Annotated in this window: 12 protein-coding genes and 1 tRNA gene; 5 read left to right on the forward strand and 8 right to left on the reverse strand. The window is 71.3% G+C overall.

The window, feature by feature from the left end; all coding sequences use genetic code 11:
* Positions 1–33: 33 nt before the first annotated feature.
* Both OG429_RS16595 and OG429_RS16600 read left to right on the forward strand, forming a co-directional pair.
* Positions 34–1,836, forward strand: coding sequence for a dolichyl-phosphate-mannose--protein mannosyltransferase (locus tag OG429_RS16595; protein ID WP_405679799.1), 1,803 nt, complete (start codon positions 34–36; stop codon positions 1,834–1,836).
* Positions 1,837–2,331: 495 nt separating this feature from the next.
* Positions 2,332–2,826: a hypothetical protein gene (locus OG429_RS16600; protein ID WP_328926093.1), complete on the forward strand. Its 495-nt coding sequence runs from the start codon at positions 2,332–2,334 to the stop codon at positions 2,824–2,826.
* A 282-nt stretch (positions 2,827–3,108) separates the two neighbouring features.
* Here OG429_RS16600 and OG429_RS16605 read toward each other — a convergent pair.
* Positions 3,109–3,227 (reverse strand) — tRNA-OTHER (locus OG429_RS16605).
* Positions 3,228–3,570: 343 nt separating this feature from the next.
* On the opposite strand from OG429_RS16605, the gene OG429_RS16610 reads away from it, so the two are divergent.
* Complete coding sequence (locus OG429_RS16610) at positions 3,571–5,217, forward strand: penicillin-binding transpeptidase domain-containing protein (protein WP_328926094.1); 1,647 nt, start codon at positions 3,571–3,573, stop codon at positions 5,215–5,217.
* 64 nt (positions 5,218–5,281) lie between these two features.
* On the opposite strand, the gene OG429_RS16615 is transcribed toward OG429_RS16610, so the two are convergent.
* From OG429_RS16615 to OG429_RS16630, 4 genes are read right to left on the reverse strand one after another with little or no spacing between them, the layout of a single operon-like run.
* A complete protein-coding gene (locus tag OG429_RS16615; protein ID WP_405681409.1) occupies positions 5,282–6,454 on the reverse strand; it encodes a serine hydrolase domain-containing protein in 1,173 nt (390 codons plus the stop codon).
* Positions 6,455–6,476: 22 nt separating this feature from the next.
* Positions 6,477–7,292: an energy-coupling factor ABC transporter ATP-binding protein gene (locus OG429_RS16620; protein WP_443051263.1), complete on the reverse strand. Its 816-nt coding sequence runs from the start codon at positions 7,290–7,292 to the stop codon at positions 6,477–6,479.
* Positions 7,280–8,041 (reverse strand): cobalt ECF transporter T component CbiQ, encoded by a 762-nt coding sequence (cbiQ, locus tag OG429_RS16625; protein ID WP_328926096.1) that lies wholly within the window; start codon positions 8,039–8,041, stop codon positions 7,280–7,282. The genes OG429_RS16620 and cbiQ overlap by 13 nt, the downstream gene beginning before the upstream one ends.
* A gap of 1 nt (position 8,042) precedes the next feature.
* Entirely contained in the window at positions 8,043–9,089 is a 1,047-nt protein-coding gene (locus tag OG429_RS16630) for an energy-coupling factor ABC transporter permease (protein WP_328926097.1), read from the reverse strand.
* A gap of 183 nt (positions 9,090–9,272) precedes the next feature.
* Here OG429_RS16630 and OG429_RS16635 point away from each other — a divergent pair, with 183 nt between their 5' ends.
* A complete protein-coding gene (locus OG429_RS16635) occupies positions 9,273–9,689 on the forward strand; it encodes an SsgA family sporulation/cell division regulator (RefSeq protein WP_328926098.1) in 417 nt (138 codons plus the stop codon).
* A 71-nt stretch (positions 9,690–9,760) separates the two neighbouring features.
* On the opposite strand, the gene OG429_RS16640 is transcribed toward OG429_RS16635, so the two are convergent.
* Complete coding sequence (locus OG429_RS16640; protein WP_328926099.1) at positions 9,761–11,956, reverse strand: MMPL family transporter; 2,196 nt, start codon at positions 11,954–11,956, stop codon at positions 9,761–9,763.
* A 136-nt stretch (positions 11,957–12,092) separates the two neighbouring features.
* The gene (locus tag OG429_RS16645) at positions 12,093–12,683 is read right to left on the reverse strand and encodes a TetR/AcrR family transcriptional regulator (RefSeq protein WP_328926100.1); all 591 of its coding nucleotides are present in this window, start codon (positions 12,681–12,683) and stop codon (positions 12,093–12,095) included.
* A gap of 176 nt (positions 12,684–12,859) precedes the next feature.
* Here OG429_RS16645 and OG429_RS16650 point away from each other — a divergent pair, with 176 nt between their 5' ends.
* A complete protein-coding gene (locus tag OG429_RS16650; RefSeq protein WP_328926101.1) occupies positions 12,860–16,150 on the forward strand; it encodes a S41 family peptidase in 3,291 nt (1,096 codons plus the stop codon).
* 82 nt (positions 16,151–16,232) lie between these two features.
* On the opposite strand, the gene OG429_RS16655 is transcribed toward OG429_RS16650, so the two are convergent.
* The gene (locus OG429_RS16655; RefSeq protein WP_328926102.1) at positions 16,233–16,406 is read right to left on the reverse strand and encodes a hypothetical protein; all 174 of its coding nucleotides are present in this window, start codon (positions 16,404–16,406) and stop codon (positions 16,233–16,235) included.
* Positions 16,407–16,413 lie beyond the last annotated feature (7 nt).

The raw sequence follows: 16,413 nt of genomic DNA on the forward strand, positions 1-16,413 counted from the left end.
GGCACTCACAGATCCTTTCCCTACGATGGCCCGGTGACCAAGACCGCGACGCCGCCGCCCAGCCCCGCGGGGGCCCCTCCCGCCCTGTCGGCGGGACGCGAAGAAGAGCCGCCCACCTGGCTGCGCCGCCTGCGCGCCTTCGGCTACGCGCCGCCCGGCGCCGCGGCGCGGCGCACGGACGTCCGCACCCGCCTGGTGCCGCCGTACGCCCAGCCGTCCCCGCAGTTGTGGCTGACCTTCGGCCTGCCGCAGCAGGTGTGGGGCACGTGGCAGCGCATCATGTCGTGGGCGGGGCCGCTGCTGGTGGCGCTGGTCGCGGGTTGGCTGCGGTTCGTGCACCTGGGCAGCCCCAAGGCGGTGATATTCGACGAGACGTACTACGCCAAGGACGCCTGGGCCACGATCAAGCAGGGCTACGAGGCGAGCTGGCCCAAGGACATCGACAAGTCGATCCTCGCCAATCCGGACGGGGTCGCCCTCCCGCTGGACCCGGGCTACGTCGTGCACCCGCCCGTCGGCAAGTGGGTCATCGGGCTCGGCGAGTGGATGTTCGGCTTCACCCCCTTCGGCTGGCGGTTCATGACCGCCGTGCTCGGCACCCTGTCGGTGCTGATGCTGTGCCGGATCGGGCGGCGCCTCTTCCGCTCGACGTTCCTGGGCTGCCTGGCGGGCGCGCTGCTGGCGGTGGACGGCCTGCACCTGGTGATGAGCCGCACCGCGCTGCTCGACCTGGTGCTGATGTTCTTCGTGCTCGCCGCCTTCGGGGCGCTGCTCATCGACCGGGACAAGTCCCGCGCCCGACTCGCGGACGCGCTCCCGCTGGACGACGGTGGGGGTGCCTCCCAGCCCCCTGGGGCTGGGGGAGGCCGGACGCGGCCCGACACGAAGATCGCCGAGACGCTGCGGCTGGGCTGGCGCCCGTACCGGATCCTGGCCGGGGTCTGCCTGGGCCTGGCCGCGGGCACGAAGTGGAACGGCTTCGTCGTGCTGGCCTTCTTCGGCGTCCTCACGGTGCTGTGGGACGCGGCCGCGCGGCGCACCGCGGGCGCGGGCGCCCCGTACGCGGCGATGCTGCGCCGCGACGCGTTGCCGGCCTTCGTGTCCACCGTGCCGGTGGCGATCGTGACGTACCTGGCCTCGTGGTCGGGCTGGATCTTCAGCCCGGACAACGGCAAGGGCGGCTATCTGCGCGACTGGGCCGCCAAGAACGACCAGGGCAGTGCGCTGTCGTTCCTGCCGGAGTGGGTGCGCAGCCTGTGGCACTACGAGACCGAGGTGTACAAGTTCCACGTCGGTCTGACGTCGGGGCACACCTACGAGTCGAACCCGTGGAGCTGGCTGGTCCTGGGCCGGCCCGTGTCGTACTTCTACGAGTCCCCCGAGCCGGGCACCGACGGCTGCCCGGCGACGGAGGCCGGCAAGTGCGCCCGCGAGGTACTGGCCCTGGGCACACCGCTGCTGTGGTGGGCGGGCTGCTTCGCGCTGCTGTACGTGCTGTGGCGGTGGTTCTTCCGCCGCGACTGGCGGGCGGGCGCGATCGCGTGCGCGCTGGGCGCGGGCCTGCTGCCCTGGTTCAACTACCAGGAGCGGACCATCTTCTTCTTCTACGCCGTGGTCTTCGTGCCGTACCTGTGCCTGGCGGTGGCGATGATGATCGGCGCGCTGCTCGGTCCGGCGGGTTCGACCGAGAGACGCCGGACGCTGGGCGCGATCGGGGCGGGGGTGCTGGTCCTGCTGATCGTGTGGAACTTCATCTACTTCTGGCCGATCTACACGGGCCAGAGCATCCCGATGGACTCCTGGCGGGCCCGCATGTGGCTGGACACCTGGGTGTAGCAGCGAGAACGACGGCCCCGGCGCTCGGTGAGCGCCGGGGCCGTCGTGGTTGTCGCGGTCGTCGTGGTCGTCGTGGGTCGTCGGCGGGCGTCACCGGGGCAGGGCCGAGCAGAGGCGACGTCAGGTCCGGATCCTGCTGGAGTTGCCGGCCAACTCCACGCGTCCATGCCCCCTTTACGGGACGCACGCGGGGCTCTTCCGGCTCCGCCGGTTCACCGCCCACCGTGATTTCCCCTCCGACGTGTTCCCGCACGAAACGATTCGCAACCGCTGCGCACGCGCGGGGACCGGCACATCCTCTCGCCGTTCCCCCGATTCGACATGCCGTGTATCCGGCGGGACCATGGAACGGCGTCCCGGGACTTCTGGAGCCGCGGTCGGCCCTGCAATACAGAGGGTTTACGACCGGGTGGCCTCTCGGGGGCTGATACGGGCTACCCAGGCTGGTACGGCATACCGGTTTGCCCGCGACCTCCCCACGAAGAAGGTGCAACGATGAACAGGCGTATGCGAATGGCCGTACTGCCTCCCCTCACGATTTCGGCACTGGCGCTCGGGTCGGTGACGTTGTTCGCGACACCGGCACAATCGGCCGGTCCCTCCTGCGCGATGGCCCAGGGCGCAGCGGGAACTCCGGTCACGGTCACCGGCAAGAGTTTCGTGCCGAACAAGACCGTGATCGTCGACTCCGGCGGCTCGGACGCCAGTATCAAAGCGAACGTCACCGGCGCCTTCACGGTGACGTTGCCTGACGCAACAGGCACGGTCACCGCACAGCAGCTCAATGGACCTGCGGTCAAATGCGGAACGGTCGAGGAGCAGGAGGCGTCCGAAAGCAAGGCCTCGTTCGACGAGGGCTGGCAGATGGGATTCAAGAGGGGCAAGGCCACCTGCAACACGGCGATGCCGCGGGGCGCCGTTGCGAACGAGGAGCAGTTCAACAAGGGATTCGCGGCCGGCGCGAAGGCCGCAGTGGACAAGTTCTGCTAGCCCGTATGTGACTGGGCACCTGGGTGCAACAACGAAAGCGAAGGCCCCGACGCCTGCCAGGCGTCGGGGCCTTCGTGCTCACCCTCTCGCCTCGGGAAGGACCGGCACCGGCTCCTGCCGCCTGGCCGCCACCCGTCCCCGGACAGTTGGCACCCGGCATCGCGATGCGATTGAGTCCGCACGTCAAGTGATCCAGGAGTCAGAGGGGTTGACGGTGTTCAAAGCTGTACGGGGGATCGCGACGCGGCAGTGCCGCGCCCTGGACCAAGTGCAGGTCGGCTGCGGTGCCGACGGGATTCGAACCCGCGGACAGATGGGAGCAGGTCCGCCCCTTCTCCGTAAGTCGTCGTGGGAGGGACCTCGCCCACGTCGATCGCATTGGGCCGCTCTGCCACGGCACCGCAACCTGCGGGAATGCGCGCGCTCCCGCTCCGGCTCAGGGTAGAGACATCGTTCTCCGCGGACAAATCCTTATCGGGGACACCGGCGATCCCCTGTGCGCACAACAGCCGTGCCGGACAGGCCACTTCCCGGCGTGACGAACGTCCGACAGGGGGTCCGGCGCCGCGTTCGCAGGAGGGCCTTCCCGGGCAGGGAGGGTCCTCCTGCCGTTTCACGCTCTTTTTCGGCCATCGATGTTCCGGTCAGGTAACAAGAGGCGCCCCATCCGCTCGCGGAGCGTAAGGTCCGCACCAGAGGTTCTTTGAACACGTTCAGGGAACGGGGACTCTGGAGGGGACTCAAGTGAACGGGGTAGCGAAGGGCGCCGTCATCGGCGGGGTATTCCTCGCGATGGTCGGCGGCGCCGGGTACGGGGTGTACGCCCTGGTCGGGGACGCCGGCGACGGCGACGGCAAGGGGGGCGGGAAGGCGGAGGCCTCCGCCCAGCCGACCAAGGGCAGCGGGCCCGTCACCGAGAAGGAGACCGCCGCGACCGCCAAGGCCTTCCTGGCCGCGTGGGCGGACGGAAACGAGCAGGCGGCCGCCGAACTGACCAACAACGACCAGGCCGCCCGGACCGCGGTGGCCGACTTCAAGGCCAAGGCGTACGTCTCCAAGGCCGTGATCGCCCCCGGCACACCGCAGGGCGACACCGTGCCCTTCACGGTCGCCGCGGAGATCTCGTACGAGGGCACGACCAAGCCCCTCGCCTACGAGTCCAAGCTGACCGTGGTGCGCGGCCTGACCAGCGGGAAGCCGCTGGTCGACTGGCAGGCCTCGGTGATCCACCCGCAGCTCCAGCGGGACGAGAAGCTGCGCGCGGGCGCCCCGGCGAGCCCGCCGGTCAAGGCGGTCGACCGCAACGGCGAGGAGCTGACCGCGGAGAAGTACCCCTCGCTGCGGCCGGTCCTCGACCAGCTGCGCGAGACGTACGGCAGCAAGGCGGGCGGCAAACCGGGGGCTGAGGTCTGGATCGAGCCGGCCACCCCGAACGAGCCCAAGCGGACGCTGCTGGCCCTGGTCGAGGGGGAGCCGAGCACCATCAAGACGTACCTGGACGCGAAGGTGCAGGCGGCCGCCGAGCAGGCGGTCACCAGGTTCCCCGAGGCGTCGGTGGTCGCCGTCAAGCCCAGCAACGGGCACATCCTGGCCGTCGCCAACAACCGCAAGGACGGCTACAACGCGGCGCTGACCGGCAACCGGGCGCCCGGCTCGACGATGAAGATCGTGACCGGCGAGATGCTGATGGACCGCGGCAAGGTGGCGGCCGACAAACCGGCGGAATGCCCGAAGCAGGTGTCCTGGGGCGGCCGTTCCTTCCACAACCTGGACAACTTCGAGCTGCCCGGCACCGCGACCTTCGCGACCAGCTTCGCCAAGTCCTGCAACACCGCCTTCATCAAGCAGATCTCGGCGGTCGACGACGACGGCGCGCTGGCGAAGGAAGCCACGGAGGTCTTCGGCATCGGGCTGGACTGGAAGACGGGCGTCAAGTCCACGGACGGCAAGGTCCCGGCGGCGACGGGCGCGGAGGCGGCCGCCGCGTACATCGGCCAGGGCAAGATCACCATGAACCCGCTGAACGTCGCTTCCATCACGGCGACCGCCCGCACCGGCGTGTTCCGCCAGCCGCTGCTGGTCTCGCCGGACCTCGACGGCCGTACGATCGCCACGGCGCAGCGCCGGATGAAGTCCTCGGTGCAGCAGCAGCTGGTATCGATGATGCGGCTGACGGCGACGAGCGGAACCGGCCAGAAGGTGATGTCCACGGTCAGCGGCTCGGACAAGGGCGCGAAGACCGGCTCGGCGGAGGTCGGCGGCTCGGGCAGCCCGGACAGCTGGTTCACCGGCTACAGCGACGACGTGGCCGCGGCGGCCATGGTCGAGGGCGGCGGCCACGGCGGGGAAGCGGCGGGCCCGATCGTGGCCGCCGTCCTGAACGCGGGCTAACGCGCGGGGCCGGGCGCCACACCGCCCGGTCCCGTCGGTCGCGGTCCCGTCGGTCCCGGTCCCGTCAGAGCACGGAGCGCAGGGCCCGGACCAGCGCCTGCGCGCGCGGGTCGGCGGTGACCGACTTGGCGTGGGCGTTGGTGACGTAGCCGAATCCGATGCCCGCCTCCGGATCCGCGAAGGCCAGCGAGCCGCCGCGGCCCGGGTGGCCGAAGGAGGCCGGAGAAAGCAGCGGCGAGGCCGGGCCGTGCAGCATGTAGCCGGGGCCGAAGCGGGTGTTCACCACCAGGACGCGGTCCGGGCCCGACGAGAACTCCTTGCCCGCGAGCGCGGTGGTGGCCGGTGTGAAGATCCGCGCGCCGTCCTCCACCACGCCGATGGTGGCCCCGTAGAAGCGGGCCAGGGCGCGGGCCGTGCCGATGCCCGCCGAGGCCGGCAGCTCGGCCGCCCGGTAGGCGGGGTCGTTCTCGTCCGGCAGGGGGTCGATGGCCGCGAAGGCGCGGCGGGTGAGGGAGTCCGGGTCGGCGTAGGCCTCCGAAACGTTTCGCCTCGGCCGGGTCCTGAGCAGGCCCGCGCTCTCCGGCGGGTCGACCGGGGCCACCCGGCCCACCCGGTGCGCCTGCGCCTCCGGCAGCCCGATCCAGAAGTCCAGGCCCAGCGGCTCGGCGATCTCCTCGGCCAGGATGCCGCCGATGGTGCGGCCGGTCGCCCGCAGCACCAGCTCGGACAGCAGCCAGCTGAAGGTCTGCGCGTGGTAGCCGTGCTCGGTGCCGGGCTCCCAGAAGGCCCGCTGCGCGGCGACCGCGCGCGCCCCGGACACGCCGTCCGAGGCCTCCGCCACGGTCAGCCCGCGGTCCAGGGCCGGGACTCCGGCGCGGTGCGCGAGCAGGTCGCGGACCAGGGTCTTCTCCTTGCCGCCCGCCTTGAACTCCGGCCAGTACGAGGCCACGGGCGCGTCCAGGTCGAGCAGTCCGCGCTGGTGGAGCAGCAGCGGTACGGCGGCGGCCACTCCCTTGGTCGCGGAGCGGACGATCTGCACGGTGTCTGCGGTCCAAGGGGGCCGCGGCTCGGTGCCGTCGGCGTCCTTGGTGCCGCCCCAGAGGTCGACGACCTTGCGCCCGTCCCGGTACACGGCCACCGCCGCGCCCCGGTCCCCGAGCACCTCGAAGTTGCGTACGAACGCGTCCCTGACGGGCTCGAAGCCCTCCGTCACCACACCCTGGATGTCCACGGGCAGTCCAACAACCGGCGACCGGTGCTTATGCCACCGAGACCGAACGCGGATCGAAGCCGAAGGGCAGCTCAAGGCGGTGGGCGCGCATGAGGTCCTCGTCGCACAGGAGGTCCTGGGTGCGGCCGTCGGCCGTGATCGCGCCGCCGCTCAGGATGACCGAGCGCGGGCACAGCTCCAGCGCGTACGGCAGGTCGTGGGTCACCATCAGCACCGTCACGTCCAGCGAGCGCAGGATGTCGGCGAGCTCGCGCCGCGAAGCCGGGTCCAGGTTGGACGAGGGCTCGTCCAGGACCAGGATCTCGGGCCGCATGGCCAGTACGGTCGCCACCGCGACCCGGCGGCGCTGCCCGAAGGACAGGTGGTGCGGCGGCCGGTCGGCGAATTCGGCCATCCCCACCTGGTCCAGGGCGTGGCGGACCCGCTCCTCCAGTTCGGCGCCGCGCAGGCCGGCCGCGGCCGGGCCGAAGGCCACGTCCTCGCGGACGGTCGGCATGAACAGCTGGTCGTCGGGGTCCTGGAAGACGATGCCGACCCGGCGGCGGATCTCGGCGAGGTTGCGCTTCTCCACCGGCAGCCCGGCCACGGTCACGGTGCCGACGCCGCCGCCGAGGATGCCGTTGAGGTGCAGCACCAGGGTCGTCTTGCCGGCGCCGTTCGGTCCGAGGAGGGCGACCCGCTCGCCCTGTGCGATGGCCAGGTCGACCCCGAAGAGGGCCTGGTGGCCGTCGGGGTAGGCGTAGGCGAGGCCGGTCACTTCCAGCGAGGGCGAAGGGGCGCTGATCACAGGCTCGCTCACGGGGGCGGTCGCGGAATCGGTCACGGGGTCGGTCACAGGGTCCATCCCATCAGACAGACGGCGAGGGCCGTCACCGGGAGCGCGGCCGCGTACGCCCACTGCGCACGCGTGGCCACCACCTCGTCGATCACCGGCATCGAACCGGCGTAGCCGCGGCTGACCATGGCCAGGTAGACCCGCTCGCCGCGTTCGTAGGAGCGGATGAACAGCGCGCCCGCCGTCTTGGCCAGCACCCCCCAGTGCCGGATCCCCCGCGCCTCGAACCCGCGCGAGCGCCGGGCGATGGACATCCGCCGCAGCTCGCCGGTGACCACGTCGCCGTACCGGATCATGAACGAGGCGATCTGCACCAGCAGCGGCGGCAGCTTCAGCCGCTGCAGGCCCAGCAGCAGCGCCCGCAGCTCCGTCGTCGAGGCGAGCAGTACGGACGCGGCCACCCCGAGCGTGCCCTTGGCCAGGACGTTCCAGGCGCCCCACAGTCCGGAGACGCTGAGCGACAGGCCCAGTACGTCCACCCGCTCGCCCTCGGCCACGAACGGCATGAGCACCGCGAACGCCACGAACGGGATCTCGATCAGCAGCCGCCGCAGCAGGAAGCCGGCCGGTACCCGGGCCGCGGCCGCGACCCCGGCGAGCAGGACGGCGTACAGCCCGAAGGCCCACACCGCCTCGCGCGGTGTGGAGACGACGACGACCACGAAGGCGAAGGTCGCGGCGAGCTTGCAGTGCGGCGGCAGCGCGTGCACCGGTGAGTGCCCGTGCCGGTAGAGCCGGTGGGCGTGGCCCGCACCCATCTCAGACCGCCGATGCCCCGGCCGCGGCCGGCTCGGCGGTACGACGGCGGCGCACGACCCAGAAGACACCGGTGCCTGCGGCGACGGTCGCGCCGACGCCGAGGGCGCCCGCGAGGCCGCCGGAGAGGCGGGCGTCGGCGACGTCCTTGACGGCGTAGTCGGCGAGCGGGGAGTCCTTCGCGGCGTGCTCCTCGACCTTGGCGTCGATGCCCTTGTCGGCGGCGACCTTCTCCAGGCCGTCGGGGCTGGCCGAGGCGTAGAAGGAGACGAACCCGGCGAGGACGAGCGCGGTGACCAGGCCGGTGGCCCACACCTTCGTGGTGGAGCGGGCCGCGACGGGGGCAGGGGCGGCGGCCGGCGCGTCGACGAGTGCGCCGCCCACGCGCAGCTTCAGCGGCGTGGCCAGTCCGCGCGCCCCGTGCACCAGGTCGGGCCGTACGGCGATCACGGCGCCGACGGTCGCGGCGGTGATGACGGCCTCGCCGATGCCGATGAGCACGTGCACGCCGACCATGGCGGTGAACACCTTGCCGATGGGCACGTCGGTGGTGCCGCCGAGGGCGTAGATCGCGGTGAAGGCGGCGGCCGCGCCGGGCACCGAGAGCAGGGCGCCGGCGAAGGCGGCGACGGTCACCGAGCGGCGGGTGCGGGGCAGCACCCTCAGCAGCCCGCGGAAGATCGCGTAGGAGACGACGACGGTGACGACACCCATGACGGTGACGTTCACGCCGAGGGCGGTCAGCCCGCCGTCGGCGAAGAGGATGCCCTGCATGAGCAGGACCACGGACACGCACAGCACACCCGTGTACGGGCCGACGAGTATCGCGGCGAGCGCCCCGCCCAGCAGGTGCCCGCTGGTGCCGGCGGCGACCGGGAAGTTCAGCATCTGCACGGCGAAGATGAAGGCGGCGACGAGACCGGCGAGCGGCGCCGTGCGCTCGTCGAGTTCCCGCCGGGCGCCGCGGAGGCTGACGGCCACAGCGGCGGCGGCCGTCACTCCGGCGGCCACCGAGACGGGTGCGTTGATGAATCCGTCGGGCACATGCATGAAATGGCTCCGCTTCTCACAGTTTTCAGCCGTCCAAGAATAGTGCCCTCTTGCAAATGGTTGGCAACAGCGTCTCCGGCACAAATACGCTCTCGCACTTCCGTCGGAATGTGCGAGGCTGGACGGGACAAAAGAGCACATACGGCACTTTTGTTCAACGCTCCGACGCGAGGAGTCTTGTCGATGTCATCCACCGCCGAGAATCCACCAGCCACCGCGACCGCCGCTGCGACCGCCACGGCGACCGTCCCGCTCGTCGAGGAGCGCGTCAGAGCCCGCGTGATCACCGATGATCCGCTCTTCCGGGCGATCCCCGTCGTCCTGCGCTTCGTCCCCGCGGAACCGCTGGCCGTACGGATCGTCTTCCCGGCGGACCTGTCCCCCGAGGGCACCGACAACGAGTGGGTCTTCCCCCGCGCCCTCCTGGAGGCGGGCCTGCAGGCCCCGAGTGGAACCGGGGACGTACGCGTCTGGCCCTGCGGCCGCGTCCAGGCCGTCGTCGAGTTCCACTCCCCCGAAGGCGTGGCCGTGGTCCAGTTCGACATCGCCGGGCTGCGCCGCTTCCTGCGCCGTACGTATGCCACCCGGTCCACCCGTTAGGCGCAACGGGCCCGGCCCCGCACCTGAGGCTCAGGTGCGGGGCCGGGCTGTCGTACGTACGGGCCTGGACGTCAGGCGTTGACCAGTTCGCGGTCCTTGCCGTGGCCGTCGGAGCTGCCGGAGAGGTGCTTGCGCAGGCTCTCGCCCTCCACGTCCACGTTCGGCAGCAGCCGGTCCAGCCAGCGCGGCAGCCACCAGGCCTTGTGCCCGAGCAGTGCGAGCACCGCCGGGACGATGGCCATCCGGACCACGAAGGCGTCGAAGAAGACGGCGACGGCCAGACCGAAGCCGATCATCTTGACCATCTGCTCACTGGCTCCGATGAAGCCCGCGAACACGGCGATCATGATGATGGCGGCGGCCACGACCACCCGCGCGCTGTACTGGAAGCCGGTCACGACGGCCTGGCCCGGGCGCTCGCCGTGCACGTACGCCTCGCGCATCCGGGTGACGAGGAAGACCTCGTAGTCCATGGCCAGGCCGAAGACGACACCCACCATGAAGATCGGCATCATCGACATGATCGGGCCGGTCTGCTCCACGCCGAAGAGCGAGCCCAGCCAGCCCCACTGGAAGACCGCGACGACCGCGCCGAGGGCGGCGACGACCGAGAGCAGGAAGCCGAGGGCCGCCTTGAGCGGGACCAGGACCGAGCGGAACACCAGCATCAGCAGCAGGAAGGCGAGGCCGACGACGAGCGCGAGGTAGGGCAGCAGCGCGTCGTTCATCTTCTGCGAGAAGTCGATGTTCATCGCGGTGGCGCCGGTGACCATGACGTCGTCCCCGCTGCCGTCGCGGATCGTGTGGACCAGGTCCTCCGTCTGGGTGGAGGACGGACGGTCCTTCGGAATGACGGTGATCATCGAGGCGTCGCCGGCCTCGTTGGGCATCGGCGGCATGACCGCGGCCACGCCCTCCAGGCCCTTGATCCGCTCGACGGTGGAGTCGGCCAGAGCCTTGTCCCCGTCCACGACGACCATCAGCGGGCCGTTGAAGCCCGGGCCGAAGCCGTCGGACAGCAGGTCGTACGCCTGGCGCTGGGTGGTGGAGACCGGCTGGGCACCGTCGTCCGGCAGGCCCATCTCCAGCTTGCTCGCCGGGATGGCGATGACGCCGAGGCCGATCACGCCGGCCAGCAGGACCATGACCGGACGGCGCAGCACGAAGCGGGCCCAGCGGGTGCCGCCGTTGGCCTTCTTCTCGGCGCCGGAGGCCTGCTTCCCCTTGCCGAACAGCTTGCTCTTCTCGCCGGCCGGCAGGACCTTCTTGCCCGCGAAGCCCAGGATGGCCGGGACCAGCGTGAGGGCGACCAGCACCGCGATGACCACGGTTCCGGCGGCCGCGAAGCCCATCTTGGTCAGCATCGGGATGTTGACGACGGCCAGGCCCACGAGGGCGATGACCACGGTCAGGCCGGCGAAGACGACGGCGGAGCCGGCCGTTCCGGCGGCCCGCCCGGCGGCCTCGTCGCGTTCGCGGCCCTCGGCGAGCTCCACGCGGTAGCGGGAGACGATGAACAGGGCGTAGTCGATGCCGACCGCGAGGCCGATCATCATCGCGAGGGTGGAGGTGGTGGACCCGAGGTCCAGCACGTTGGCCAGCGCGGTGATGGAGGAGACGCCGATGCCCACGCCGATCAGCGCGGTCAGCAGCGGCAGCCCGGCCGCCATCAGCGAGCCGAAGGTGATGACGAGGACGATCGCGGCGATCAGGATGCCGATGATCTCGCCGGAGCCGGTCTCGGGGGCCGCCATGAGCGCGTCGCCGCCGATCTCGACGGTGAGCCCGTGTCCCTGGGCGTCCTTGCCGGACTCCTTGAGCGCGTCGCGGGTGGCGTCGGTCAGCTCCATGCCGCTGACCTTGTACTTGGCGCTGATGTAGGCGGTGGAGCCGTCCTGGCTCACGGCCTGGCTCTGGTACGGGTCGGCGACCGAGGAGATCTGGTCCTTGCCCGGACCGGACTTCAGACCCTCGACGATCTTCTCGACCTCGGTCTTGGTGCCCGGGTCGGTGACCTTGGCGCCCGCCGGGGCCTTGATGACGATCCGGGCGGTCGCGCCGTCGGCGGACATTCCCGGGAACTTCTTGTCGAGCACGTCGAAGGCCTTCTGGGCCTCCGTGCCGGGTATCGAGAAGGAGCCTGAAGTGGGGGCGGACGCCGAGGCCGCGCCGAAGCCGGCGACGAACAGCAGCGCCACCCAGAGGAGGGCGACGAGACGGCGGCGCCGGAAGGCGCCCCGGCCGAGTCTGTAAAGGAAGGTGGCCACGTCGGTGGTTCTCCCGTTCGGGTCGTGGGATGGATCCGGAAAACCGGATCTGGGCATGAGGAGCCGGCCCGACGACGAGAGCGGCGTGTCAGGAACAGCGGGAAAGCAGCGGGGACGGGAAAGAGGAGAAGGGGAGTCAGACGCCGAGGGCGGGGAAGACCACTGCGTCGATGAAGTCACCGAGGAAGGCCCGGTCGACCGACCGGTCCTCGATCAGCGGGAGCGCGATGAACGCCCCGATGAGCATGTGCGGCACGAAGGCCAGTGCAGGGCAGTCCGGGCGGATCTCGCCCCGGTCCACCGCGCGCTGGAGCATCGCCTGCAGGCCGTTGATCTCCGGATCGACCAGCAGGTCCCGCAGTGCCTTGTGGAGCTCCGGGCTCTCGTGGACGGCATGGGCCAGACCCCGCATCAGCGCGGTGTCCTTGGCCATCTGCGCGTCGTCCGAGTGCTCCACCATGCGCGCGAAGTCCGTGCGCAGGCTGCCCGTGTCGATCTCCCGCAGCGAGACGGGCTGGGTACATCGCAGGGCCTTGGCGACCAGCTCCGGCTTGCTCCCCCACTGGCGGTAGAGGGTGGCCTTGCTGGACTTGGTGCGGGCGGCGACCGCGTCCATGGTCAGCGCCTCATAGCCCACCTCGCGGAGCAAGTCGAGGACCGCCCCGTGGAGTTCGGCTTCCCGTTCGGGGGTGATCCGGCTGCGCCGGGCCGCCATCGCCTCGGTCATCTCCGTGCCTCCGTCCGAACGTCCGAACACGTCTCTTATCGAAACGAAAGTGTTCCGTACGCATACGACGATACCCCCGCCCCTAGCGAAACGAAACCGTTCCGTTTCGCTTCACGCAGTGGCATGGATCACGTGTACGAGTTGCCAGGCCCCCCTGGCGCGGAAAGCATTGGGGGGTGAGTCACGACGTCGCGTACCTCCGCTTCCCGCACCTCCACGACGACCTGCTGTGCTTCGCCACCGAGGACGATCTTTGGGTGGCGCCCTTGGTTCCCCCTGGAGATCCGGTCGGCCGGGCCTGGCGGATCACCGTCGACCGGACCCGGGTCAGCCACCCGCGCTTCTCCCCGGACGGCAGGCACATCGCCTACACCACCTGGCGGAGCCTCGACCCCGAGATCCACCTGGCCCCCGTCGACGGCGGCCCGGCCCGCCAGCTGAGCTACTGGGGCGCCACCGACACCCGCGTCTGCGGCTGGACCCCGCCCGACGAGGACGGCCGCAGCGACATCCTGGCCGTCTCCTCGCACGGCCAGCCCTTCTCCTACTTCGCCTGGGCGTACAGCCTGCCCACCGACGGCAGCCCCGGCGGGCGCCTGCCCTGGGGGCCGGTCTCCGACATCCAGGTCCACGAGGACGAGTCGGGCGAGCGGCGCACCCTGCTGCTGACCGGCAAACCCCCGCACGAACCCGCCGCCTGGAAGCGCTACCGCGGCGGCGCCACCGGCCGGCTGTGGCTGCACGGCCGGCGGCTCCTGGAGGACATCGAGGGCCACCTCGACTCCCCGATGTTCGTCGACGGCCGGATCGCCTTCCTCTCCGACCACGAGGGCATCGGCAACCTCTACTCCTGCCTGCCCGACGGCACTGACCTGCGCCGGCACACCGACCACGAGGAGTTCTACGCCCGGCACGCCTCCAGCGACGGCTCCCGGATCGTCTACCAGTGCGCGGGGGACATCTGGCTGGTGGACTCGCTGGCCCAGGGCGCCGCCGCGCGCAAGCTGGAGGTCCGGCTCGGCGGCCCGCGCGCGGGCCGGCGCACGTACCAGGTGCCGGCCGCCAGCCACGTCGACTCGCTGTCCGTGGACGCCACCGGGCGGGCCAGCGCGGTCGTGGTGCGCGGCAGCCTGTACTGGCTGACCCACCGCGACGGCCCCGCCCGGACCATCGCCGACACCCCTGGCGTACGGGTGCGGCTGCCCGAGATGCTCGGCAGCGGCGGGCAGGTCGCCTACGTCACCGACGCCGAGGGCGAGGACGCGATCGAGATCGCCTACCTGCCGCGGGCCTCCGGGGAGCGCGAGCCGCGCCGGCTGGCCTCCGGCGAGCTGGGGCGCGTACTGGAGCTGCTGTCGGACCCGGACGGCGAGCGGCTCGCCGTCGCCTCCAACGACGGGCGGCTGCTGCTGCTCGACACCACCGAGCAGTCCGAAGGCTCCGGGGGAGTCACCGAGCTGATCCGGTCCATCAACGGGCCCGTCACCGACCTGGCGTTCTCCCCCGACGGATGCTGGCTGACCTGGTCCCATCCGGGCATCGGACGGTCGCTGCGGCAGATCAAGATGGCCCGGATCTCCGGCCCGGGCGGACGCGCGGTCATCGACGTCACCAACGGCCGCTTCGAGGACGAGAGTCCGGTCTTCACCCGGGACGGGCGCTACCTCGCCTTCCTGTCGTGGCGCGGTTTCGACCCGGTGTACGACGTGCACACCGGCGACCTGTCCTTCCCGCTGGGCTGCCGCCCGTACCTGGTACCGCTGTCCTCGGCGACCCCCTCCCCCTTCGCGCTGTCCGCCGAGGGGCGGCCCGCGGCGGGTGGACTCGACCCGGTGGAAGGGGACTCGGGCGACACCGGCGACGGCGCGGTGATGGTGGAGGTGGAGGGGCTGGAGAGCCGCGTCACGCCCTTCCCGGTGTCGGCGTCCAAGTACTCGGCCCTGTACCCGGTGCACGGCGGCGGGCTGGTGTGGCTGCGCTGGCCGATCTCGGGCGCGCTCGGCGAGACCTTCGCCAACCCCGCCGACATCAGCGGCAAGCCCACGCTGGAGCACTTCGACCTCACCAAGGCCCGCAAGACGGAACTGGCCTCCGGACTGGACTGGTTCGCACTCAGCGGTGACGGCACCCGGCTCGTGATCAACGACGACGGCGACCTGCGGGCCGTCCCGGCCACCGAGTCCGGCGACAGCGACTCGACCGTCTACCTGGACCTGCGGCGCATCCTGCACGAGGTGGACCCGGCGGCCGAGTGGCGCCAGGCCTACGAGGAGGCCGGGCGGATCATCCGCGCCTACTTCTGGGAGCCGAAGATGTGCGGCATCGACTGGGACGGGGTGCTGAACCAGTACCGCTCCCTCGTCGAACGGGTCGCGTCCCCCGACGAGTTCGCCGACCTGCTGCGCGAGGTCCTCGGCGAACTGGGCACCTCGCACGCCTACGTCTCCCCCGCCCGCCGCAACGAAGGCCCTCCGCACTACCAGCGGGCGATCGGGCTGCTCGGTGCCAACCTCGTTCCCCGGGACGGGACATGGGTGGTCAGCCGGATCCTGCCCGGCGAGTCCTCCGACTCCAAGGCCCGCTCCCCGCTGGCCGGCACCGGCATCCGGGACGGCGCGGTGCTCACCCATATCGACGGGCGCCCGGTGGACCCGGTGGCCGGCCCGTACCCGCTGCTGTCCGCGGCAGGCGGAACGACCGTGGAGCTCACCTTCCGGCCCGCCGATGGCGAGGGCGGGGCCCGCAGGGTCGCGATCGTGCCGCTGATCGACGAGCGGCCGCTGCGCTACCAGGACTGGGTGTCCAAGCGGCGGGCCGTGGTCCGGGAGCTCAGCGGCGGCCGGTGCGGCTACCTGCACATCCCCGACATGGGCGGCTCGGGCTGGGCGCAGTTCAACCGCGACCTGCGGATGGAGATGTCCAGGCCCGCGCTGATCGTGGACGTACGCGGCAACGCGGGCGGGCACATCAGCGAGCTGGTGGTGGAGAAGCTGACCCGCTCGATCCTCGGCTGGGACCTGACGCGGAACGCCCAGCCGGTCAGTTACGCCTCCAACGCTCCCCGCGGTCCGATCGTGGCGCTCGCCGACGAGGCGACCTCCTCGGACGGGGACATGATCACCGCGGCCTTCAAGCTGCTGGGTCTGGGCCCGGTGGTGGGCCAGCGCACCTGGGGCGGGGTGGTCGGCATGACCGGCCGGCACACCCTGGGCGACGGCACGGTGATCACCGTGCCGATGAATGCCGCGTGGTTCCCGGAGTACGGGTGGTCGGTGGAGAACAACGGCGTGGAACCGGACTTCGCGGTCCTGCGCACCCCGCTCGACTGGGCGGAGGGGCGGCACGCGGGGCTGGACGACGCCGTGAACCTGGCGCTGGAACTGCTGGAGCAGGACCCGGCCGCGGTGCCGCCCGGCTACACGGACGTGCCGGACCTGCGCCGCCCGAAGCTGCCGCCCAGGCCGTAGGCGCGCGGAAGGGGCGCGACCCGTGGAACCGCACGGGCCGCGCCCCTTCACCTAGTACGCGAGGTACCTGAGGTACGCCGGATCAGTCTTCGAAGCGGTCGCCGTAGACGTCCCGGGCCTTGCTCGACTGGTCCTTCGCGTCCTGCCGGTGCTGCGGGGAGCGTTCGGAGGCCTGGTCCTTGGTGCCTGCCGCCCTGGCCTTGGCCTGCTCCGCGAGCTGCTTCGCCTTGTCCTGGAACTGGTCCTTGATACCCATGCTCTTC

The sequence above is a fragment of the Streptomyces sp. NBC_00190 genome (assembly GCF_036203305.1).
Classification (GTDB): Bacteria; Actinomycetota; Actinomycetes; order Streptomycetales; family Streptomycetaceae; genus Streptomyces.

Coding starts and splice junctions, on each gene's coding strand:
- OG429_RS16600 (WP_328926093.1), top strand. CDS start 2,332: ATGAACAGGCGTATGCGAATGGCCGTACTGCCTCCCCTCACGATTTCG.
- OG429_RS16655 (WP_328926102.1), bottom strand. CDS start 16,406: ATGGGTATCAAGGACCAGTTCCAGGACAAGGCGAAGCAGCTCGCGGAG.
- OG429_RS16620 (WP_443051263.1), bottom strand. CDS start 7,292: ATGGACCCTGTGACCGACCCCGTGACCGATTCCGCGACCGCCCCCGTG.
- OG429_RS16630 (WP_328926097.1), bottom strand. CDS start 9,089: ATGCATGTGCCCGACGGATTCATCAACGCACCCGTCTCGGTGGCCGCC.
- OG429_RS16635 (WP_328926098.1), top strand. CDS start 9,273: ATGTCATCCACCGCCGAGAATCCACCAGCCACCGCGACCGCCGCTGCG.
- cbiQ (WP_328926096.1), bottom strand. CDS start 8,041: ATGGGTGCGGGCCACGCCCACCGGCTCTACCGGCACGGGCACTCACCG.
- OG429_RS16645 (WP_328926100.1), bottom strand. CDS start 12,683: ATGACCGAGGCGATGGCGGCCCGGCGCAGCCGGATCACCCCCGAACGG.